Genomic DNA, 20,274 nt, shown 5'->3' with positions numbered 1-20,274 from the left:
AAATGCCGCCCACAAGGCGGGACGGCATTAAGGAAGGAATCGAACTTAAGCTGGAGTAACTTGCTTTACGTTTTCAGCAACCAGTTCTTCAACTTCAGCTTTGAAGCCTTGAGCCAGTGCAGAAAACTTATTGCTGTCTTCAACCAGTTGTTGGGACAGTTTTGTCAGGTTTTCCAGTTGCTGACCTTGGAAGGTCGTCAGTGATTGCAGATCCTTGATTTCACTGATCGCTTTCAGTTGAGACAGACCCAGATCGCTGTAAGCACGAACAGCAGCCAGTTGAAGTTCAGTCAGCTCTTCCACATTCTTTGTGAACAGCTTGTTGAATTTCACATAAGGTGCCAGCGTTTTTTCAGTTTGCTCTGAGAATGACTTAAACATTTCCGTATACATAATATGTTTCCTTAATTTAAGTGCTATTTAAGTGCTATTTAAGCGCCTGCCGAAACAGGCGCAAATTGAGTAATGCTTAGTTTCAGACACTTTTCAGTACGATTGCCGTACCCATACCGCCACCGACACAGAGTGTTGCAAGGCCATATTCTGTACCGCGGCGACGCATCTCATGGAGCAGGCTGACGATAATACGGTTACCTGACGCTCCCAGCGGGTGACCTAGTGCAATCGCACCGCCATTCACGTTACTGCGCTCGGCCAGGTCTTCAACCTTGGTATTCAACGCATCAGACAACTCATGCAAAACGCCCAGTGCCTGTCCAGCAAAGGCTTCGTTAAACTCAAACAAACCGACTGATTCAATATTCAATTCAGCTTTTTCCAGCGCTTTCACCACAGCAGGAACAGGGCCAAGGCCCATGACCTCAGGTGCAACACCAGCTTGCGCATAACTTTGAATTTCTGCCAGTGGGGTTAAACCATACTTCTCAACTGCAGCTGCAGAGGCTACGATAATGGCGCTCGCACCATCATTGATACCCGATGCATTCCCGGCGGTAACGCTCCCGTCAGGTTTGAAAGCCGGACGAAGTTTTTGCAGACCTTCTAAGGTTGCATCAGCTTTAGGATATTCATCGGTATCGACTGTTTTGGTCTCACGGCGCACTTTCACTTCAACAGGGATAATTTCATCCACGAATTTACCCTGCTCAATCGCAGCAACTGCTTTCTGCTGACTTGCGAGTGCAAAGTTATCCTGTTGTTCACGAGTCAGACCAACCTTTTCCACGACGTTCTCAGCGGTCACACCCATGTGATACTGGTTAAAGACGTCCGTCAGACCATCATTAATCAGTAAGTCTGTCAGTTGCAGGTTACCCATTTTCTGACCGTCGCGAATGGAAGCCGGTACAGTGAAAGGAATCTGAGACATGCTTTCTGCACCAGCAGCAACAACCAGCTCTGCATCACCTGCTTTAATATGTGCTGCAGCATCCATAACCGCTTTCATGCCGCTGCCACAAACCATGTTCAGGCTATAAGCCGGTACATGCTCAGGAATGTCAGCATAAATTGCAGCCTGGCGGCCAGGACCCATTCCCTGGCCCGCACCCACAACGTTCCCCAAAATCACTTCATCCAATTTCGCGGGATCAACATTCGCCTGAGTCAGCGCGGCTTTAATCGCAACAGCTGCCAGTTGTGCAGGTGAGACAGATTTTAGTGCGCCGTTAAAGCTACCGATTGGGGTACGCTTCGCTGCAACAATATAGACTTTGGTCATGTTTCAAGTGTCCTTACTTCGAAAAAAGTTAGTGCATGTATAAGCCGCCGTTTACCGAGAGGGTTTCACCGGTAATATAGGCAGCAGCATCGCTGGCAAGGAAATTCACAGAAGCCGCAACTTCACTTGGCTGTGCCAGACGCTTCATAGGAATCTCTGCTTTAATCGCATCCAGTACTTCAGTTTTGATGGCTTCAACCATTGGAGTCCCCGTGTAACCCGGTGCAATCGCATTTACAGTCACACCATAACGAGCACCTTCTGCGGCAAGCGCTTTGGTAAAGCCAATCATGCCTGCTTTCGCTGCAGAATAGTTCGCCTGTCCAAACTGTCCTTTCAGGCCATTCACAGATGAAATGTTGATAATACGGCCAAAGCCTTTATCACACATTGAAGCAAATAGTGGATGAGTGACATTAAACAGACTATTCAGGTTGGTCGTAATCACTTCATTCCATTGCTGAACTGTCATGCGTTTAAAGGTGCTGTCGCGGGTAATACCAGCATTGTTTACCAGCACATCAATCTTACCTTCTTCTTTTAAAAGAGTGGCCAGCGCCTCTTCACAATATGCTGCGTCTGTCACATCAAGAGGAAATAATCGAACCTGAGATTCAGAATAGTTATTTTCCGCAAACCATTCTTTCGCTTTTGCTTCACCCGTTGGGAAATACGTGGCAACGACTCTATAACCTGCATCTACTAAGCCCTGAGTAATTGCAGAACCAATACCACCTTTAGCGCCAGTTACTAATGCTACCTTAGTCATCAAGCAGACTCCTTTCCATCCTTTTATCAGCACAAATCAATATTTATCAAAAGTTTATTTGTGCTTTCACTGATGAGAACCTGTTGCTGTACACCTGAACCAGACTTGTTCTCAACTCCACTCTTACGCAGCGTAACGATCCCACAAGTCACTTGCGTGAAATTTACATTGCATAAATATTATAAGAACACAGACACATATAGATATCAACATAGGGTATCTGTTTGAACACCAAAATCCCTTTATGGAATCAATCTAGAACCAATTAATCGATTACACAATAGGCGCGATTTGTTAACGGAATATTTCAATGCATGAGTAATGCCAAGTTTACAAAATTCTACATTTCAAACATTTTCTCGCTGTCTCTTTTATATTCCGGTCGCATTTTTCAATTGATTGCACTTTTCCAGTGCAAGGTTGCACCAATTTTTAACTGACTCTTGTATGAAATACCGAGGAAATTTTTTTTGATCCAAAACAAAGAAATGAAGCAAAAACGCAACATAAAAAACACATCTGACCAGTTAAAAATGTGATATTGTTAATTCGATCATCTTTTATTTTTCTCAAGTTTTTTCTTAAAAAGAGACTTTAATCACCCAAGAAGTGTAAAAAAGAAAAATAACATTTATCATTTTCCCCGTATTTACTGTGAACTTTCTTTACATGACAAAGTCGAATCTGATGAAAGTAAGCCAACTGACTGGATTACTTTTCAATGATAGAGCTGCCACCGTCCTGGAAGTGTTTTTATCTGGCCGACCAAGCTCACCAGATCGCCTCCAGAGCCTGCGTCAGCAGATGAGAGTTCACAGACGTTCCAAGGATAATCAAACCCATGCTTTCAAAGACCTTTCAGCAACTCGAACAATACTTACAACAACAGGTCATTGGACAACCCGACATGGTGCAACAACTGCTCATTGCACTCTTAGCCGACGGACATATCCTTGTTGAAGGGCCCCCAGGACTGGCAAAAACCCGAGCGGTCAAAACACTGGCCGAATGTATTGAAGGGGATTTCCACCGTATCCAGTTTACCCCTGACCTGTTACCGGCAGATTTGACAGGAACAGATATCTTCCGTCCCGAAACCGGAGAATTTGTTTTTCAGCCCGGCCCTATTTTCAACGCCTTGCTCTTGGCCGATGAGATTAACCGTGCGCCGGCAAAAGTTCAGGCCGCCATGCTGGAAGCCATGGCTGAAAAACAAATCACTGCGGGCAGAAACACTTATCCTCTGCCTGAGCTGTTCTTAGTGATGGCAACCCAAAATCCAATTGAGCAGGAAGGAACCTATCCGTTACCCGAAGCTCAGTTAGACCGTTTCCTGCTTCAACTGAATGTTGATTACCCGAATGCAGAGAGCGAGCTGGCGATTTTGCGCCTGAACCGCGGTGAAGCACTTGATCATCACCATCATGAACAACCGGAAGCTGTACACCTCAGCCAGCAGGATATTTTCAGTGCAAGAAAAGAAGTACTGCAGATACACATGGCAGAGGAAGTAGAGCAATATATCATCCGTCTGGTGATGGCTACACGGGAGCCCCAACGTTACAGTGATGAACTGGCCGCCTGGCTGCAGATGGGCGTCAGCCCGCGGGCCACCCTGGCACTGGATCGCTGTGCCCGTGCGTTTGCCTGGCTGCAGGGCCGTGACTTTGTCACACCTGAAGATGTACAAAAAATGGCTTACCCGGTTCTGAGACATCGCTTGTTGCTGAGCTATGAAGCACAAGCGGAAGGCATCGCACCCGATCAAATCATTCTTTCACTCATTCAGCAGGTCACCAGTGCATGATCAGGGCAACAGACACAAATCCCCCGGCTTTGCCACCGCACAGTAGTGGGTACAGTTTATGTCTGGCCGAACTGTTATTGTATAAAAATCAATCCGTAAAATGGTTGCCACCAGCGCGTAGCGTCTGGTCCCAGCTCAATGGTCAGCACCTGAGCCAGCAAAAAGGTAGAGGGATGAATTTCGCTGAAGTGCGTCCCTATCAGCCGGGTGATGACATCCGGGCAATCGACTGGCGGGTCACAGCGCGAACGGGTAAAACCCACACCAAGCTGTTCAGTGAAGAACGTGAACAGCCAGTTATGCTGCTGGTGGATTTCAGCCAGAGCATGCGTTTCGGAAGCCGTTTATTACAGAAATCGGTGCAGGCTGCTCACTTTGCCAGTTTGTTAAGCTGGCTGGCCATTCAGCAGCAAGACCGTATCGGAGCCTTAATCTATAATGGTTCCGCACTGAGTGAGTGCAAACCAACGGCCAGGCAGCAAGGTCCCTTAGCTGTGCTGAACACTATGATCAACATGCACCAGCATGGTGCACCAGCGCCTGAACACAAAAAAATTCACTTTTCTGATGTACTCAGGCATATGCATCACCTTTGCCCTAAAGGCAGTGAAATCATTGTGTTGAGCGATTTTTATTCGTTACAGCAAAGCGATAAAAAGAGGCTCAGTCAGTTACGCAGCCATAACCGGGTCCAATTTGTCCATTTGTACGATCCACTAGAGCTGGGCGATACCCTATATCGTGGCCGGGAATATGTCTCAGATCGCCAACGGTCGACCTGGATTAACTTTGGTGCACCCAGCACCAGAAAAGAGCTGGAGACACAGTTCACCCGGCATCTTGAAAATCTGTCAGAACTGGCGTCATCACTGGCCATTCCGCTGCACTCTCTTTCTGCAGGCACACCGTTACTGAAGCAATTAGGCCAGACATCCCGTCATTCGACCAGTCAGACACAGTTAGATAAGTCGTAACCTATGACACAAACACAGACACATCCGCTACAACTGGCAGATCTGCATCTGCCATCACCGCCCGATCTCTGGCCTTTAGCCTGGGGATGGTGGGTATCCGCTCTGGCACTCATCCTGTCAGCAGCACTGATTTACTTCGTCGCCAGACAGCTCCGGCAAAAAAGACGCCAGCAGGCTGCAAGAAAACTGGCCTTAGCGCGTCTGAAACAAGCCGGCTCTGTCTCAGAGATCAATACGCTGCTCCGGCAGACTGCTTTAACTTACTTTCCGCGTGCTCAGGTTGCCGGTCTGAACGGCAATGCATGGCTGACATTTCTGGATCATCAGCTCCAGCCTCAACATCAGGGATTTATCGCACTCAGTGAGACCTGGACAACTGCAATGTACGCCCCGCAGGTGGAAAACGACATTCTGAGCCATTGCCGGGCTCAGGCTGTCATCTGGGTCAAACATCTGCAGCTCCCGCAACACGCACCGAACGATCAGGGAGAAAGCCATGTTTGAGTTTATCTGGTGGTGGGCCTTTGCACTGCTTCCCCTGCCCTGGTTTGTTTATCGTTTCACCCGTCCGGTAAAACCCGTGTCTGCCATAACTCTGCCCGTATTACCGGGTGATTCAGGCATCAAACCTAAACGCCGCTGGTCCGCAGTCGTTACCTGTCTTTGCTGGCTGTGCCTGATTGCCGCGGTTGCCAGACCCGTCTGGTTTGGTGAACCAGTACAAATACAGCCGGAACACAGAGATATGCTGCTGGCTGTAGACTTATCCGGCTCAATGTCGATTGAAGATATGGCTGATTCGCAAGGGAATGCGATTGACCGCCTGACCGCAGTCAAACATGTCGTCAGCGATTTCATCAGCAACAGGCAAGGCGACCGTCTGGGTCTGGTGTTATTCGCCAACCACGCATATTTACAAACGCCCCTGACATTCGATCTCAGTACAGTTCAACAACAGCTGAAACGGGCCGTACTGGGTTTGATTGGTCAGAGCACTGCGATTGGAGAAGGACTGGGCATTGCGACCAAAACCTTCATTCACGGCGAAACGCCACAACGCGTAATCATCCTGCTCAGTGACGGAGCGAATACGTCAGGTGTGATTCATCCGATGGAAGCCGCCAAGCTGGCCGCTGAAAATCAGGTCAAAATCTATACGGTCGGCATTGGCGCCGAAGAAATGGTTCAGCGAGGCTTATTTGGCAATCGTATTGTCAATCCTTCACAGGATTTAGATGAAAAAACGCTGACTCAAATCGCCACTCTCACCGGCGGGCAATATTTCAGAGCCAGAAACCCGCAGGAACTGGCTGAGATTTATCAAACCATCAATGAACTCGAGCCTGTCTCCAGCGCCAGTCAAACCTGGCGACCCAGAGAAGAACTGTTTCGTTTTCCGCTTGCCGGAGCGTTATTTCTGAGTGTACTCCTGGCAGTCAACTGGAGGCGTTATGGCTGACTTTAGTTTTTTACATCCTGACTGGCTGCTGGCTTTGCTGCCGCTCTGTGTGCTGCTGCCCTGGCTAATCAAAGGCCGGGGACAATCCGGCTTGATCGCCCCTCATCTGCAAACCAGTACAGAAAACCAATCCGCTCGGCGTCATATGCTCCCGGTAATCCTTCTGGGTACCGGATGGCTGCTGACGGTGATCGCCATGGCGGGCCCAAGCTGGCAAAAACAGCAACTGCCGAGCTATAACCTGAGTCAGGCCAGAGTGCTCATCATGGACATGTCTAATTCCATGTATGCCACGGATCTGCAGCCGAACCGTCTTGCACAGGCAAAGTACAAAGCGCTGGACCTCCTGCCCCACTGGCAGGAAGGCACTACCGGACTGATCGCATACGCCGGTGATGGCTACGTTGTCAGTCCGCTCACTCAGGACAGTACCACCCTAGCCGGATTAATCCCGGGTTTATCGCCGGATATTCTGCCGATTCAGGGCAGCAATGCGGCGGCGGGCATACAAGAAGGGATCAATCTGCTCAAACAAGCGGGTCACGCTCAGGGGGATCTGATCCTGATCACCGACGGCCTGAGCGCCAGGGAAGCCGAGAAAACCACTTCACTGTTAACCGGAACGAACTACCGACTCTCCATTCTTGCCGTCGGCACAGCTCAGGGGGCACCGATCACCATGCCTGACGGCCGGTTGCTGCAGGATAATCAAGGTCAGACGGTCGTCAGCAAGTTGCATCCGGAGCGTCTGCAATCCCTCGCGCGCGAACACGAAGGCGTGATGGTCAAATGGCGGGGCAATGATCAGGACATTACTGCGTTGATTCAAGCTTCGTCTCGGATAGGTTCAGTCACCCAAGCAGATAAAGAAAAGACCATTGAAGAAAAACTGAATGGTGGTTTCTGGCTGTTACTGCCGCTGCTGCTGATTTTCCTCCCGGCATGCCGCAAAGGGGCTGCTTTGGTTTTACTGCTTGGTATTTTTGTTCCGGTTGATCACCCTGAAGCCTCCCCGTGGCTGAACCAGAGTCAGGAAGCCTATGAACTATATCAGCAAAAAGATTATGAAAAAGCCGCTGAACAGTTCCGCTCTCCCGCCTGGAAAGGTGCAGCGCAGTATCAGGCAGGTGATTATGATGGCGCTATTGAAACCCTGTCGGATTTAACCGATCCGCAGTCACGTTATAACTTAGCAAACGCTTATGCACAATCCGGCAAGCTGGAGAAGGCGAAGGATATTTATCAGGATTTACTGCGTCAGCATCCGGAAAATCAGGACGCCAAAGCGAATCTGAATACAGTGGAATCCCTCCTCAAGCAAAAGCAGCAGGAGAACCAACAAGGCCAACAAGGCCAACAAGGCCAACAAGGCCAACAAGGCCAACAAGGCCAACAAGGCCAACAAGGCCAACAAGGCCAACAAGGCCAACAAGGCCAACAAGGCCAACAAGGCCAACAAGGCCAACAAGGCCAGAATTCTCAGTCAAATCAAGCTGCAGGTAAACAGTCCGGTTCGCAAAACAACCAGGGCGCTACCGGACAGCAATCCTCCGGAGAGAGAAACGCCCAACAACAAAGGCAACATTCTGATTCTTCATCCGGTACAGATGATCAGTCAGCGCAAGCTGAATCTGGGAAATCGGCTCAGTCTGAGCAACAACAGGGTTCACCGAATCAGGGTGATGAACAGCAACAGGTATCTCAGCCGGATTCATCAACGACTGAACAGCAGCGTCATGCCCGATCAGAATCTGATGCTTCTTCAGAAGACTCACAGTCCGCTCAGACAGAAAAGCAAATTCAGACAAGCAAAACGAAAGAAGACAACAGTGATTCACAAAAAGATGATCAACTCGCAATCGGAAATCAAGACAATGCCACTGGCGATGACGTCGGCGGCCTGACGGCCAGCAACCCAACATTAAAAAAACTAGAGCAAATACCAGACAGTACCAGCGAATTAATCCAGGCACAGATCCTACTTCAGGCCAGAGAAAAAGACTCGCCTGATGCACCGGAAAACCGCTGGTAATGCGTCTACAGCAGCAAGGACTCACTATGAACGCCAAGCATTTCACCTTTATTTCTCAACTCGTCCAAAATCGGGTCTGGGCAGGCGTGATACTTCTTATCGCAAGTTTGCTCTCTTACTCAGCCAACGCTGCACAGGTCGTGGCAACAGTCTCGTCCAATCAGGTTGGCATCAATGAAATCTTTGAGCTGAAGGTCAGTATTGATGACAGCGTCAGCAACAATGCCCTGGATCTGTCTCCGCTGAAGAAAGACTTCACCGTCGGCACGCCAAGTACCAGCTCGTTCAGCAGCTTTGTCAATGGTTCAGTAACCCGGCGGACCGAATGGCGGGTGGCACTGGCCGCAAAATCAACCGGCAAGCTGACCATTCCGGCTTTTCGGATTGGCGCAACCCGCTCTGACCCCATTGTCATCACCGTCAGTAACCAGCCGGGTCAAACCAGTCCGGCGACCGATCTTGCCATTGAAGTCACCGGCCGGATGGATAAGGACACCCTGTATGTCGGTGAAAGCCAGATTTATCAGGTTCAGATAAAAATTGGTGAGCAAATTGAGCAGGCCAGTCTGGCCTCCCCTCAGGGCGACGGCATTGATGTTGTTCAGGTTGGTAAAGATCATCAGGCTGATACCGTCTTAAACGGACGGCAATATACTATCATCAACCGGAAATACCGGATTACGGCCACCAAACCGGGCAATATCACCCTGCAAGGTGCCAAGCTGACAGGCACGGCATTTAAAAGCGGCAGAGGCCGCAGCGTCGGCTTGCGAATTCCGGTCAATATTCAGGCGGAACCAAAGTCTTTAGCGGTGAAGGGAAAGCCGGACACCTATCAGGGACTCTGGTTGCCTACCGCTGACCTTCAGCTGTCACAGCAATGGCAGAATGACAGTGCTGAACTGAAAGTCGGCGAACCGGTTACCCGTGTCCTGACGCTGAAAATGAAAGGGACACCGCAAAGTCAGCTACCTGATCTATCTCTGAGCTACCCGGACTCTGTCCGCGTTTACAGTGAAAAACCGGTCTACAGTCAGGAAAGTGACTACAGCGTTATGACATTGAAGCAGGTGATTATTCCGCGCCAGAGCGGCGCCATTTCTCTTCCGGCATTAAAAGTCAACTGGTGGAATACTGAGAAAGGCCAGCAGCAGCAAAGTCTTGCAGACGGCAAGACACTTCAGGTGAAACCAGACAGTACAGCCAATGCATCCAATCCACAGACACCGTCAACAAGCAGTCAGGACAGCGTTCAATCCTCGCAAAACCTGTCCCGTCAATCGCTGAACTCGTTGTCTGGCGATACGCCTAAGCAACAGGGCGTTGCACCATTCTGGCCGTGGCTGACGCTTATTGTCACCGTGCTCTGGATCATCACACTGGTACTCTGGCTGCGCGCACGCAAATTCACGGTCAAAGAGCCAAAGGTCTCAAGCGCCGCCAGCCATTCTGACCAATTCGCCAAAGCCGAACTGATCTCTGCGGTGCAATCAAATCAGCCGATGCTGATTCAGACCTGCTATCAGCGCTGGGATAAAACGCATCTGACTGCAACCTACCAACAGGATCTTGAAACAGAAATCGCCAGAATGATGCGTGCCTGCTATGGAAAATCTCCGACCAATTGGGATAACCGCCAATTACTGGCATTACTGAAACAGGAAACCACTGCCCAGCACAAAGCTGGTCAGTCAGAAGCGCTGGCGCCACTGGTACCGGATTTACCCCCGGTCAGAAGTAAAGGCTAATGAGCGGTTTACTGCCCAATTCGTTTGAGATCTAACGGATTATGCAGCTTGTTTGTTACATCCGTTGCATTCTAATCCTGCCTTTATGGCAGGATTTTTTTAACATTTAACATTCGGTGTTTTGCGAAGCATTCCACACAGCATACTGTCAAAGGCAGGAAAACAGGCAGATTGCTCTAAAAGCAGTAATTTATTATTGATAAGTTGCTCACAAAACACAGATTCCGGGAAGGTTAATGATGTGTAATCTAAAAGTTTATAAAAAGAAGTGTGGAAATCCATCGATTATCCTGTTACAAAACCACCCGCAAACAACATAAAACGCTTCCGAACCAACTCAAAACATTCAGGATGTAGTATGAGTCAACCACAACCATTCCTTGCAAAAATTGCCAATGGCAGTCTGGTTATCCAGATTCTTATTGGTATCGTGGCAGGTATCGTCCTTGCTGCTGTATCTACAGATGCTGCTATGAAAGTCGGTTTCCTTGGCAGTCTGTTCGTCAGTGCCCTGAAAGCTGTTGCACCTGTACTGGTATTTATTCTGGTTGCATCTTCAATTGCAAATCAGAAGAAAGGTGCAAACACCAACATGAAACCAATCATCATGCTGTACCTGTTCGGTACACTGATGGCCGCGCTTACTGCAGTAACCCTGAGTTTCCTTTTCCCGACAACTCTGACTCTGGATGCTGGTACCGCGAATCAGGCTGCACCTGAAGGGATCGCGGAAGTTTTGAACACGCTGCTGTTCAAAGTGGTTGATAACCCGATCAATGCACTGCTGTCCGGCAATTACATCGGTATTCTGGCATGGGCTGTCGGTCTGGGTTTTGCCCTGCACTCAGCATCTGATGCAACGAAACAAGTATTCCAGGACATGTCGAACGGCGTTACGCTGATCGTTCGTTTCGTCATTCGTCTGGCACCGATCGGTATTTTCGGTCTGGTTGCGAAAACTTTTGCAGAAACCGGCTTTAGCGCTCTGGGTGACTACGCTCACCTGCTGGCTGTACTGCTGGGTTCTATGGCTATCATCGCGTTCATTGTGAACCCTGCGATCGTTTTCTACAAAACGAAACAGAATCCATACCCGCTGGTTCTGAAGTGTGTTCGTGAAAGTGGTATCACTGCCTTCTTTACCCGTAGTTCTGCTGCAAACATTCCAGTGAACATGCAACTGTGTAAAGAGCTGGATCTGCATGAAGACACTTACTCTGTCTCTATCCCACTGGGTGCGACCATCAACATGGCTGGGGCAGCAATCACAATCACTGTACTGACACTGGCTGCCGTGAATACACTGGGTATTCAGGTTGATCTGCTCACTGCCCTGCTGCTGAGTGTTGTCGCTGCAGTTTCTGCATGTGGTGCTTCTGGTGTTGCAGGTGGTTCTCTGCTGCTGATTCCACTGGCTTGCAGCCTGTTCGGTGTATCGAACGAAGTTGCGATGCAGGTCGTTGCGATTGGTTTCATCATCGGTGTGATTCAGGACTCTGCCGAGACTGCGCTGAACAGCTCAACTGATGTTATCTTTACCGCTGCTGCATGCCGCGCAGCTGAAGCTGAAGCAAACGGTCAAACAGCCAAAGCTTAAGCAACTGTAATACACTGTCTGAGACAGCTGACAGTCAAATGAAACGGCGACCCCAGGGTCGCCGTTTTGACATCTGTACCTGCCCATCATCGATGAGCGTTGCAATTAGTTTTGCAGAGATCCCAGCTGCTTGTTCAGAGCATCTTTGGCATCTGCTGCCTGGTCACCCATATCCTCCAGCAGATCATGCGCTTCTTCCATCGGACGTGAATCAAGCATATCTTCAATCTGATCTTTATAGGTCACGCCGATATAAATCCCCAGGCCCACCAGAGCAATCACAATATATTTCAACATTTTCTGTCTCGCTGTTATGAAGGGTCATCCAACCCTGAAAATTTTTCACAAGCATTATAACGATATCATAGATGAGAAACGTGCAAGCTTGCTTCCAGATTCGTATTCCGGATTTGTACTGACCGAATGGTACAAAAGAATGCTCAAGCTCTCTCACCTTCCTCAGAAAGAAGACGAGGGACAACCACAGTGACCGGATACTTTCGAAATCTGATGACTCAGGCCCCTTCCTGTGAAGTAATGCCAAGAACATGCAATTGCAGCTGACCCGGAAGCCGTAAGATTTGAAGTCTGGCCGGCAAACAACGACAAAGCCCACGCATACGTGGGCTTTGATATATATGGCTTGTAATAAAGCCTGTGACAGGATGTTCAGCAATACGCTGTAATAATTATTTTGTTTTTAAGAATGGAGACAAAGCTTCAAACAGTTTGTCGATTTCTTCTTTGGTATTGTAGTGCATAAAACCGATACGAATGACGCCACCACTCTCAAGAATACCCAGCTGGCGACACAGGCCTAATGCGTAGAAATGGCCATTCCAGACACACATGTTCTGCTGACCGAGCCGGAATGCTATATCCGACGGCGGGACATCTTCAACACGAATCGCGAAAGTTGGCGTACGTTCTGCGAGTTGCGTCTCATCCTCAATTCCAAACAATGACACATTGCTGAACTTTTTGACCCAATTCAGGAAATGCTGACTCAGCGCTTCTTCATGAGTCTGATACTGTGCATAGCTCGTTTCCAGACGCTGCCGCAGATTCTGCTCCGGTGTTCCCCACTGAGCAAGATAGTCAATTGCCGCAATCACGCCTGCCAAACCTTCAAAGTTCTGCGTGCCGGTTTCAAAACGCCCCGGACCAATGTCCGTCGCCGGTTCTACTTTGTATGGTTTCAGCGTTTGCAGCCACTGCGGAGCCACATAAGCAATGCCAACGTGGGGTCCGAAAAATTTATATGCTGAACAAGCGAGGAAGTCGCAGCCAAGTGCCTGAACATCTACCAGTTTATGCGGTGCATAATGAACCGCATCCACATAAACCTTCGCTCCGACACGATGCGCCGCTTCAACAATTCGGGCTACATCCACCACAGAGCCGGTTGTGTTCGATGCATAAGTCACCGCAACCAGTCGTGTTTTCTCATTCAGCAGCGACTCAAAATGTGCATAGTCCAGCGTACTGTCATCTTCGTTGACCCGAACCTGGCGAACCAGCACGCCTTTATCATCCGCAGCCTGCTGCCAGCTGGACACATTGGAATAATGATCCAGTGAAGTCACAATCACTTCATCACCCTGCTGCCAGTCACGCGAAATCGCACGGCTGAGCTGGAAGGTCAGCGACGTCATGTTCGGACCAAAAACAATGTTGTCTGGTGAAGGGGCATTCAGCAGCGCTTGTACAGCCTGACGGGCGGATGCCATCAGTGACACCGTCACCTCACTCGAGAAAAAAGCGCCACCCAGGTTTGAGTTATAGCGGCCCAGATAATCCGTCATCGCCTGAAGCACTGTCGAAGGCACCTGCGAACCACCCGGGCCATCAAAGAAATAAACAGGTTCGTTATTCACCCGCTGATTCAGTGCAGGAAATTGCTGACGAACCTTCGCCACATCAAAGTGCATAATTTGTCTCCCGGGCCGTCAGAACAAACAGGTCCATATAACCTTGCTGATCTTGTTTCACCGCTTTGATCGGACGCGCGTTATGCCAGAGCTGATTATCCGCCAGAATAGCAACCTCACCCTGCTCCAACTCCATGCTCAGAATGGGCAAATCATCTTTCGTTTTGTAGACCAGGAACTCACCACCTTCGATGTTCTCGCGACCAAAGCCGATTACGGCGATATGATCAAAGCCATCCTGATGGACACCTTCCGGCGCAACCTGAGTTTCTCCGTCCAGCGCAGCGATACGAATCTGATGAATTTCAATTTCCTGATCGTCTGACAGTGCATTGGCACGCTTGAATACTTCACACATCTCGCGCATACCCGCACTGTAAACAATCTTGTCTTCCAGCGGTTCAAATGTCCGGGCGACATTACCCTGAAAATGATTGATCTCATCCGACTGCATAAATGCTCTTTGCGGCAGATGCTCAATACCATTAGCGGTCGCTTTCACAATCGAATATCGACGCAAACGGTATTCACCGTCGGCATGACCTGTTTTGGGAAGATGATTAAACGAAGGAGACAGATCGCTGATAGCCTGTCCACTTAATTGGGTGAGTTGAAGGGTACGATCCACTGAAACACTCATTGCATCTGCTCCTCTTAGCAAGCGCCACATCCATAGCAACACCCTGCATCCAGCAAGGCGTACGTCTCAGCCTGCACGACAATGCAAACATCGATTAACAATTTCATTACACAAGAGGATAAAGAAAAATTCGTTTTTGCCAACACCTTGCAGTGATAAACTTCATCAACTAGAGATAATTCAGTTAATAGCTCTATCCAAGTGAAAAACACTGGCCTATTAAACCAGATTTTTCTACTGGACCCTTGAAAAACCAGAGTTCTTTGCTAAAGAGTAATATAAGTCATTGATATTGAATGATTTGGCTTTTTGATTCTGATTCCAAAAGCCATCTCAGATCACACCAAAAACCAGTTTATTATGCTATTTGTGATAAAAATCCCATTCAAAATATTGGTATCGAATTGAATCATGACGTGATATTCGAATGAAGAAAGCCTCCCTGCCGGACACCAAAATGGTTAACGTCAGGAAGGCTAAAACTGGAGGATTTCAAAGAGACTGGAGGATCGTCAGTTAAGGACGTTGTGGCGTGTAAACGTACTTGTCACCAGATTGCTTATAAAAAGCATTGTCGATAACGGCGTAGGTTATCCCGGAAATCACCGCAAAAGTCACCAGTTCCGGTAAGTTCGATCTGTGATATTCTCTACGCGGCCGCTCATGCACCACGACAACATCCCGATGGTGATAGTGTCTTGGCTCATGATAATGATGTTTATGTCTGTGTTTGTGCTTGTAGTACTTTCGATGTTCATGGCCGTATCCATGATCTCTGCCACCATGAGCCCAGCTCATTGCTGGCATGACCAAAGACAGACACAGCGCACCAATCCATAGATTTTTCATAGAATGCCACCTGTTCTTTTGCATTTATGTACAGCGTACATATAGCTTGGTAAAGCAGTGTCAATATCAGGTAAAGCTTAAGTAAAATCACGCAACATTCATTCAACACTCTGCATATTCAAGACAATCGACACAGATGCCTGAAAATAACGACAAGATCGCCCCTGAAAACAACAACCACCTGATCGGGCTGGGCTGCCCGGATTTCACCTTCGCAGCTTATATCGAGAACCGTCCTGATATGCCCGGAATGGCAACCCTTGATCAATTGCAACCTGCAATCCCGGGGGAGATTGACAGCATTGGTCAGGCCTGCGGCAACGGGTGGCGAAAAGTGTTTAATGTTTATGCCAAACTGATTGGCGCCCTGGATCACCAGCGATTTCCCTTCGCCGCGCAAACACCAAGCTGGCAGCACTACCGGGATAATTTTTTACTCCAGCCATCCGGTCAGACTGCACTGCTTTTCAGCCCGCCCGCTCTGGCGACTGATATGGCGTTCCCCCTCAAATACCACATCATCATGGGGCGAACATATGCCAAAAAGCTGATCAGCGCAGGTCAGCTGAACATTCCTCTGACCTGGCTGGATCACGAATTTGCCATCAACCGGGAACACAGACTGGTTGTCTGCCCGTATTTCGATTATCGGCAGCTCTCCAACATCAAAATTGAACGTTTGGCAGCAATTCTCGCAGAATTCGGAACCTGAAAAGCAAGCAAAACTCCCCGGGAATTAAAAACATCTATGCTTTTAAAATGTCATTCCTGATTCTGATCGCCCGGGGGCCGTATGCTGAATGAGCTGCAAACCATGATTTTCGAAATCGGAATCATTGTGGTCAGTTCAGCATTATTGGGGACACTTTTTCTCTATGCCCGCCAGCCCATTATTCTGGCTTATATTGCCGCTGGCATCGCCCTTGGCCCCAGCGGCCTCGGAATGTTGTCGGATAATGACCGGATCATTCAGTTCGGACAATTCGGCGTCATTCTGCTGTTATTTCTGCTTGGCCTGAACCTGCAGCCTTTTAAACTCATCAGCCTGTTTCAGGAAAGTGCCCTGATCACACTGGGCACCTGCTGCCTTTTTTTTCTGGTCACCCTGGGATTCGGATGGTTGATTGACCTGTCTCTGGCTGACACACTGGTCGCTGCAGCCGCACTGATGTTTTCCAGTACGGTGATCGGTTTAAAGCTGATTCCGACGACCACACTGCACCATCAGCGTCTTGGGGAAGTGATGACAAGCGTCTTACTGATCCAGGATATGCTGGCCATTATCGTCATTCTGTTTCTGAACGTCCGCACCCCGGATGCCATGCTCAGCGCGTTCGGACTCATTCTGATGAAACTGGCGCTCCTTTGCTTGCTGGCTTATCTGGGCGTGCGCTATCTGGTATTGCCCTTGTTCCGTCGCTTCGATGTGATTCAGGAGTATACCTTCGTGGCTGCACTGGCCTGGTGCCTGCTCTGGGCAGAAACAGCACATCTGGCTGGCCTTTCCTATGAGATCGGCGCCTTTGTCGCCGGACTTTCCATCGCAATCAGCCGGGTGGCCCAGGCCATTTCCCTGCACCTGAAGCCTTTAAGAGAGTTTTTCCTGATTCTGTTTTTCTTCGCTGTCGGGGCAAAAATGGAATTCACACGGGGAGATGTGGTGCTGCTGTGGGGATGTTTGTTTGGTGTGATTTTAATTGTGGTGAAGGCGTTCGGTTTTGCATTTGCACTAAAACTGGCCCGTGAAAAGGCGACCCGCGAGTTATCGGCCCGCTTAAGTCAGGCCAGCGAGTTTTCGCTCTTACTGGCCTATACTGCGCTGACCGCCGGACTGGTCTCCGATCAGGGGATGTTATTTATTCAGGCGGCCACCCTGACCACCTTCATTTTATCGACTTACTGGGTTGTGAGTCGTTTCCCGACCCCGATTTCCAGTGCTAAAAACCTACGGAAAGACTAGTTTCCAACTATGCCGTACGACGCTGGCATTGCATTGAGAAATGGTCATGCGGCGTAATGTGGTACCACATTTCAAACTTCGCCGTGTTTTTTCCTTTCAGCACAGGCTGAAGGAAGATACGGTAACCCATTAAATCACGTTGCGCATCGTAGCCGAACGGATCCGCTTTATACGGATCAACCAGAATTTCCCGTTTCATCGAAACAGGTTTCAGCCGGTACTGGCCTTCGTGCGCTTCAAGCAGGTAATCAACGAAGAGGTTGAACTCCAGTTCCGTTTTCCCCTGTTCCTGATAGCGGATCCATTCTTTTGAAACCACTTTGCCATCACGATGAATGTCGTAATTTACCCAGCTTTCTTCCTTTTCTGATGCTTTTTTATCGGGCAAACATTGCCATTTTCCGACCAGCTCCGACATAGAAGCAAAATCTGTAACATCTGATTGTGCTGCAAGAACAGGCTGTGTCACCAGCAGCATCATTGCCAGGCATCCGCCCTGCGTCCATGACATCATCCATTTACCCTCTTCATTGTGGCTGCAAAACCTAAGATAGCCGACTTCATCTCATGGCTCCACCCGGTAATTCCCAAAATCAGACATGAAAAAAGGAGCCACAGCTCCTTTTTCAGGTTGATTCATTTTCGATTCAGGATGGTTTCGCCTGAAGCTGATCAAGCCCCTCATCAGATGTCTGAGAAGAAGGGGATGCCGCCTTAGCGTCCCGCTTCTCTGCCAGGTAAGCCAACAGATGACTTACCGGCACAATCGGCCCCATCATATTCACCCGCATTGGCGACCCGACTGCACCCAGGTGCAATTCTGCGTCATCCGATGCCGAGTAGTTGTACTTATAGTTAAATTTGTCGGTTGCCAGATGGAGCAAATCAAACTCCTTCCGATGGCAGGAAATATACGCACGCCAATACATTGCATCCAGCACTTCCCCGGGGTTGAAAGCCCGAAGAATAAAGCGCCAGCTGCCATCCTCACCGTAAAAATCCAGCGGGAATATTTGCTTTATTTTTCTTTTGCTTAACAAGGTAAATCTATCCACTTAGCCAGCGAGACACTTGGATCTGTTTACCTTTCGTCATCAGCTGGCATCACGCAGTCGAAAGAAACGCTGCCGATCCGGTCCGGCGCAACACGTTTGATACCGGACAAATAACAACCACGAAAGATAATCAGACCCTCGGATTATCCTAGGATTAGGTCAGATTGGAAGAAAAAAAAGCAAAAAAATGACAATTTTGACAATTCGTTTTCGAATTCTCAGGAGGAATAACGGGGATGTAATCTTCGGGAGGATACCACAAAAAAAATGCATATTTCAGACTTGTGGAAAAAATTTCTCCACCTATAATGCTGAAAACCGGAGCGTCTGCCAACGCTCCGGTTTTTTTGTGCCTGCTCTTCAGACAATGAAGCTATCTGCCAATAGTTCATACTCTGAAGAGCAATATCCGATAGCAACACTGAAGACAGATAAGGAAACTTCAATGCGTATCGAACAAGACCTGAAATTGGGATTCAAAGATGTACTGTTTCGTCCGAAACGTTCAACGCTGAAAAGCCGTTCTCAAGTTGAATTAACCCGCGATTTTACATTCAAGCACAGTGGCCGTCAATGGTCTGGCGTGCCGATTATTGCGGCCAACATGGATTCTGTCGGCAGCTTCGACATGGCTGCTGCACTGGCGAAACACAATGTCATGACCGCCATTCATAAACATTACTCCGTGGATGACTGGGCTGGCTTTGTTCACAGCAATGGTGCTGATATCCTGAAACATGTGATGGTTTCCACCGGCACTTCAGATGCGGATTTCCAGAAAACCAAAGACATCATGGCTCTGTCTGACGATCTGCTATTTATCTGCATCGACATCGCGAACGGTTATTCTGAACATCTGGTTGAGTACGTTGAAAAAGTCCGCGCAGCCTTCCCGGATAAAGTGATCAGCGCCGGAAACGTCGTCACCGGTGATATGGTTGAGGAACTGATTCTGGCCGGTGCTGACATTGTCAAAGTCGGGATTGGTCCGGGTTCTGTATGCACCACCCGCGTGAAAACGGGTGTCGGCTACCCGCAACTGTCAGCCATTATCGAATGTGCAGACGCAGCACACGGACTGGGCGGTCAGATCATCGGAGACGGCGGCTGCACCTGCGCCGGTGACGTCTCCAAAGCCTTCGGTGGCGGCGCCGATTTCGTCATGCTCGGCGGCATGCTGGCTGGCCATGAAGAAAGCAACGGTGAAATCGTTGAAAAAGACGGTAAAACCTACATGAAATTTTATGGCATGTCTTCACAGAGCGCGATGGACAAGCATTCTGGCGGTGTTGCCATCTATCGTGCCGCTGAAGGAAAAACCGTCCTATTGCCATACCGTGGCCCGGTGGAAAACACCATTCAGGATATCATGGGCGGCGTGCGCTCAACCTGCACCTACGTTGGCGCAGCGAAGCTCAAAGAGTTGACCAAACGAACCACGTTCATCCGTGTACAAGAGCAAGAAAACAACGTGTACGGAAGAGAATAACTCGGTTTTTCCGAAGTATTTAAGGCCGCATTTGAGCGGCCTTTTTCATACCCAAAATCGCCAAGTGTCTACAAAATGTCTACACCTGAGAAATTTTTCTCACAGAAACCGTGATTTCTTAAGCTCCTTTTCTCCCCCACACTGTGACTCAATACCTGATGAAAGAAATTGAAATCGAATCTCCAATAAAAATCATGTAACCAACTGTTTTAAAATGGATAATTGGAAATATTAAAATTCTCCACTGATCCTTAGAACAGTCCAACTTCTGACGGAAACCATC

The 20,274-nt window shown here is 48.8% G+C and carries 19 protein-coding genes; 10 read left to right on the top strand and 9 right to left on the bottom strand.

The genetic code is table 11. The features are described from left to right. Nucleotides 1-45: 45 nt before the first annotated feature. The 3 genes from L4174_RS17760 to L4174_RS17750 form a co-directional block, all read right to left on the bottom strand. Nucleotides 46-393 carry a phasin family protein gene (locus L4174_RS17760; RefSeq protein WP_248142578.1) on the bottom strand — a complete coding sequence of 116 codons (348 nt, stop codon included), beginning with the start codon at nucleotides 391-393 and terminating at the stop codon, nucleotides 46-48. An 82-nt stretch (nucleotides 394-475) separates the two neighbouring features. After that, a complete protein-coding gene (locus L4174_RS17755) occupies nucleotides 476-1,681 on the bottom strand; it encodes an acetyl-CoA C-acetyltransferase (protein ID WP_248142579.1) in 1,206 nt (401 codons plus the stop codon). 28 nt (nucleotides 1,682-1,709) lie between these two features. Continuing rightward, nucleotides 1,710-2,450, bottom strand: a complete 741-nt coding sequence (locus L4174_RS17750) for an SDR family oxidoreductase (protein ID WP_248142580.1) — start codon at nucleotides 2,448-2,450, stop codon at nucleotides 1,710-1,712. A gap of 841 nt (nucleotides 2,451-3,291) precedes the next feature. Between L4174_RS17750 and L4174_RS17745 the strand changes: the two genes are divergently transcribed. The 7 genes from L4174_RS17745 to sstT all read left to right on the top strand — a co-directional run bounded on the left by L4174_RS17745 (nucleotide 3,292) and on the right by sstT (nucleotide 12,067). After that, nucleotides 3,292-4,257, top strand: coding sequence for a MoxR family ATPase (locus L4174_RS17745; RefSeq protein ID WP_248142581.1), 966 nt, complete (start codon nucleotides 3,292-3,294; stop codon nucleotides 4,255-4,257). After that, nucleotides 4,254-5,231, top strand: a complete 978-nt coding sequence (locus L4174_RS17740) for a DUF58 domain-containing protein (protein WP_248142582.1) — start codon at nucleotides 4,254-4,256, stop codon at nucleotides 5,229-5,231. Before L4174_RS17745 ends, L4174_RS17740 begins: the two co-directional genes overlap by 4 nt. Nucleotides 5,232-5,234: 3 nt before the next feature. Further along, on the top strand, nucleotides 5,235-5,735 hold the full coding sequence (locus L4174_RS17735; RefSeq protein ID WP_248142583.1) for a DUF4381 domain-containing protein: 501 nt from the start codon (nucleotides 5,235-5,237) through the stop codon (nucleotides 5,733-5,735). After that, a complete protein-coding gene (locus L4174_RS17730) occupies nucleotides 5,728-6,690 on the top strand; it encodes a VWA domain-containing protein (protein WP_248142584.1) in 963 nt (320 codons plus the stop codon). Before L4174_RS17735 ends, L4174_RS17730 begins: the two co-directional genes overlap by 8 nt. Next, the gene (locus tag L4174_RS17725) at nucleotides 6,683-8,722 is read left to right on the top strand and encodes a VWA domain-containing protein (RefSeq protein ID WP_248142585.1); all 2,040 of its coding nucleotides are present in this window, start codon (nucleotides 6,683-6,685) and stop codon (nucleotides 8,720-8,722) included. Before L4174_RS17730 ends, L4174_RS17725 begins: the two co-directional genes overlap by 8 nt. A 26-nt stretch (nucleotides 8,723-8,748) precedes the next feature. Next, nucleotides 8,749-10,470 (top strand): BatD family protein, encoded by a 1,722-nt coding sequence (locus tag L4174_RS17720; protein WP_248142586.1) that lies wholly within the window; start codon nucleotides 8,749-8,751, stop codon nucleotides 10,468-10,470. A 358-nt stretch (nucleotides 10,471-10,828) separates the two neighbouring features. After that, nucleotides 10,829-12,067, top strand: a complete 1,239-nt coding sequence (gene sstT / locus L4174_RS17715; protein WP_248142587.1) for a serine/threonine transporter SstT — start codon at nucleotides 10,829-10,831, stop codon at nucleotides 12,065-12,067. A gap of 105 nt (nucleotides 12,068-12,172) precedes the next feature. Here sstT and L4174_RS17710 read toward each other — a convergent pair whose 3' ends face one another. From L4174_RS17710 to L4174_RS17695, 4 genes are all read right to left on the bottom strand, one after another. Continuing rightward, nucleotides 12,173-12,364: a YtxH domain-containing protein gene (locus L4174_RS17710; protein ID WP_248142588.1), complete on the bottom strand. Its 192-nt coding sequence runs from the start codon at nucleotides 12,362-12,364 to the stop codon at nucleotides 12,173-12,175. A 392-nt stretch (nucleotides 12,365-12,756) separates the two neighbouring features. Further along, entirely contained in the window at nucleotides 12,757-13,998 is a 1,242-nt protein-coding gene (locus L4174_RS17705) for a cysteine desulfurase-like protein (RefSeq protein WP_248142589.1), read from the bottom strand. Further along, complete coding sequence (locus L4174_RS17700; protein WP_248142590.1) at nucleotides 13,988-14,638, bottom strand: 2OG-Fe dioxygenase family protein; 651 nt, start codon at nucleotides 14,636-14,638, stop codon at nucleotides 13,988-13,990. Before L4174_RS17700 ends, L4174_RS17705 begins: the two co-directional genes overlap by 11 nt. Before the next feature lie 516 nt (nucleotides 14,639-15,154). Next, nucleotides 15,155-15,487, bottom strand: a complete 333-nt coding sequence (locus L4174_RS17695) for a hypothetical protein (RefSeq protein WP_248142591.1) — start codon at nucleotides 15,485-15,487, stop codon at nucleotides 15,155-15,157. A gap of 136 nt (nucleotides 15,488-15,623) precedes the next feature. Here L4174_RS17695 and L4174_RS17690 point away from each other — a divergent pair, with 136 nt between their 5' ends. After that, entirely contained in the window at nucleotides 15,624-16,199 is a 576-nt protein-coding gene (locus L4174_RS17690) for a hypothetical protein (RefSeq protein ID WP_248142592.1), read from the top strand. Between the two features lie 81 nt (nucleotides 16,200-16,280). Beyond that, on the top strand, nucleotides 16,281-17,447 hold the full coding sequence (locus tag L4174_RS17685; protein ID WP_248142593.1) for a cation:proton antiporter: 1,167 nt from the start codon (nucleotides 16,281-16,283) through the stop codon (nucleotides 17,445-17,447). Nucleotides 17,448-17,454: 7 nt separating this feature from the next. On the opposite strand, the gene L4174_RS17680 is transcribed toward L4174_RS17685, so the two are convergent. Further along, nucleotides 17,455-17,961: a hypothetical protein gene (locus L4174_RS17680; RefSeq protein ID WP_248142594.1), complete on the bottom strand. Its 507-nt coding sequence runs from the start codon at nucleotides 17,959-17,961 to the stop codon at nucleotides 17,455-17,457. Nucleotides 17,962-18,094: 133 nt separating this feature from the next. Then, entirely contained in the window at nucleotides 18,095-18,487 is a 393-nt protein-coding gene (locus L4174_RS17675; protein WP_248142595.1) for a hypothetical protein, read from the bottom strand. Between the two features lie 460 nt (nucleotides 18,488-18,947). Here L4174_RS17675 and L4174_RS17670 point away from each other — a divergent pair, with 460 nt between their 5' ends. Next, nucleotides 18,948-19,991, top strand: coding sequence for a GMP reductase (locus L4174_RS17670; protein ID WP_248142596.1), 1,044 nt, complete (start codon nucleotides 18,948-18,950; stop codon nucleotides 19,989-19,991). Nucleotides 19,992-20,274: the final 283 nt, after the last annotated feature.

This window comes from Photobacterium sp. CCB-ST2H9, assembly GCF_023151555.2.
Classification (GTDB): domain Bacteria; phylum Pseudomonadota; class Gammaproteobacteria; order Enterobacterales; family Vibrionaceae; genus Photobacterium.
Note: the sequence above shows the minus strand (reverse complement) of the source record. Positions and strands in the feature narration are given on the sequence as shown.

Excerpts from the sequence above, each read along its gene's own strand:
- L4174_RS17695 (WP_248142591.1), bottom strand. The coding sequence starts at position 15,487 with ATGAAAAATCTATGGATTGGTGCGCTGTGTCTGTCTTTGGTCATGCCA.
- L4174_RS17710 (WP_248142588.1), bottom strand. The coding sequence starts at position 12,364 with ATGTTGAAATATATTGTGATTGCTCTGGTGGGCCTGGGGATTTATATC.
- L4174_RS17690 (WP_248142592.1), top strand. The coding sequence starts at position 15,624 with ATGCCTGAAAATAACGACAAGATCGCCCCTGAAAACAACAACCACCTG.
- L4174_RS17700 (WP_248142590.1), bottom strand. The coding sequence starts at position 14,638 with ATGAGTGTTTCAGTGGATCGTACCCTTCAACTCACCCAATTAAGTGGA.
- L4174_RS17730 (WP_248142584.1), top strand. The coding sequence starts at position 5,728 with ATGTTTGAGTTTATCTGGTGGTGGGCCTTTGCACTGCTTCCCCTGCCC.
- L4174_RS17760 (WP_248142578.1), bottom strand. The coding sequence starts at position 393 with ATGTATACGGAAATGTTTAAGTCATTCTCAGAGCAAACTGAAAAAACG.
- L4174_RS17735 (WP_248142583.1), top strand. The coding sequence starts at position 5,235 with ATGACACAAACACAGACACATCCGCTACAACTGGCAGATCTGCATCTG.
- L4174_RS17740 (WP_248142582.1), top strand. The coding sequence starts at position 4,254 with ATGATCAGGGCAACAGACACAAATCCCCCGGCTTTGCCACCGCACAGT.
- L4174_RS17705 (WP_248142589.1), bottom strand. The coding sequence starts at position 13,998 with ATGCACTTTGATGTGGCGAAGGTTCGTCAGCAATTTCCTGCACTGAAT.
- L4174_RS17745 (WP_248142581.1), top strand. The coding sequence starts at position 3,292 with ATGCTTTCAAAGACCTTTCAGCAACTCGAACAATACTTACAACAACAG.
- L4174_RS17670 (WP_248142596.1), top strand. The coding sequence starts at position 18,948 with ATGCGTATCGAACAAGACCTGAAATTGGGATTCAAAGATGTACTGTTT.
- L4174_RS17725 (WP_248142585.1), top strand. The coding sequence starts at position 6,683 with ATGGCTGACTTTAGTTTTTTACATCCTGACTGGCTGCTGGCTTTGCTG.
- sstT (WP_248142587.1), top strand. The coding sequence starts at position 10,829 with ATGAGTCAACCACAACCATTCCTTGCAAAAATTGCCAATGGCAGTCTG.
- L4174_RS17680 (WP_248142594.1), bottom strand. The coding sequence starts at position 17,961 with ATGATGTCATGGACGCAGGGCGGATGCCTGGCAATGATGCTGCTGGTG.
- L4174_RS17750 (WP_248142580.1), bottom strand. The coding sequence starts at position 2,450 with ATGACTAAGGTAGCATTAGTAACTGGCGCTAAAGGTGGTATTGGTTCT.
- L4174_RS17685 (WP_248142593.1), top strand. The coding sequence starts at position 16,281 with ATGCTGAATGAGCTGCAAACCATGATTTTCGAAATCGGAATCATTGTG.
- L4174_RS17755 (WP_248142579.1), bottom strand. The coding sequence starts at position 1,681 with ATGACCAAAGTCTATATTGTTGCAGCGAAGCGTACCCCAATCGGTAGC.
- L4174_RS17720 (WP_248142586.1), top strand. The coding sequence starts at position 8,749 with ATGAACGCCAAGCATTTCACCTTTATTTCTCAACTCGTCCAAAATCGG.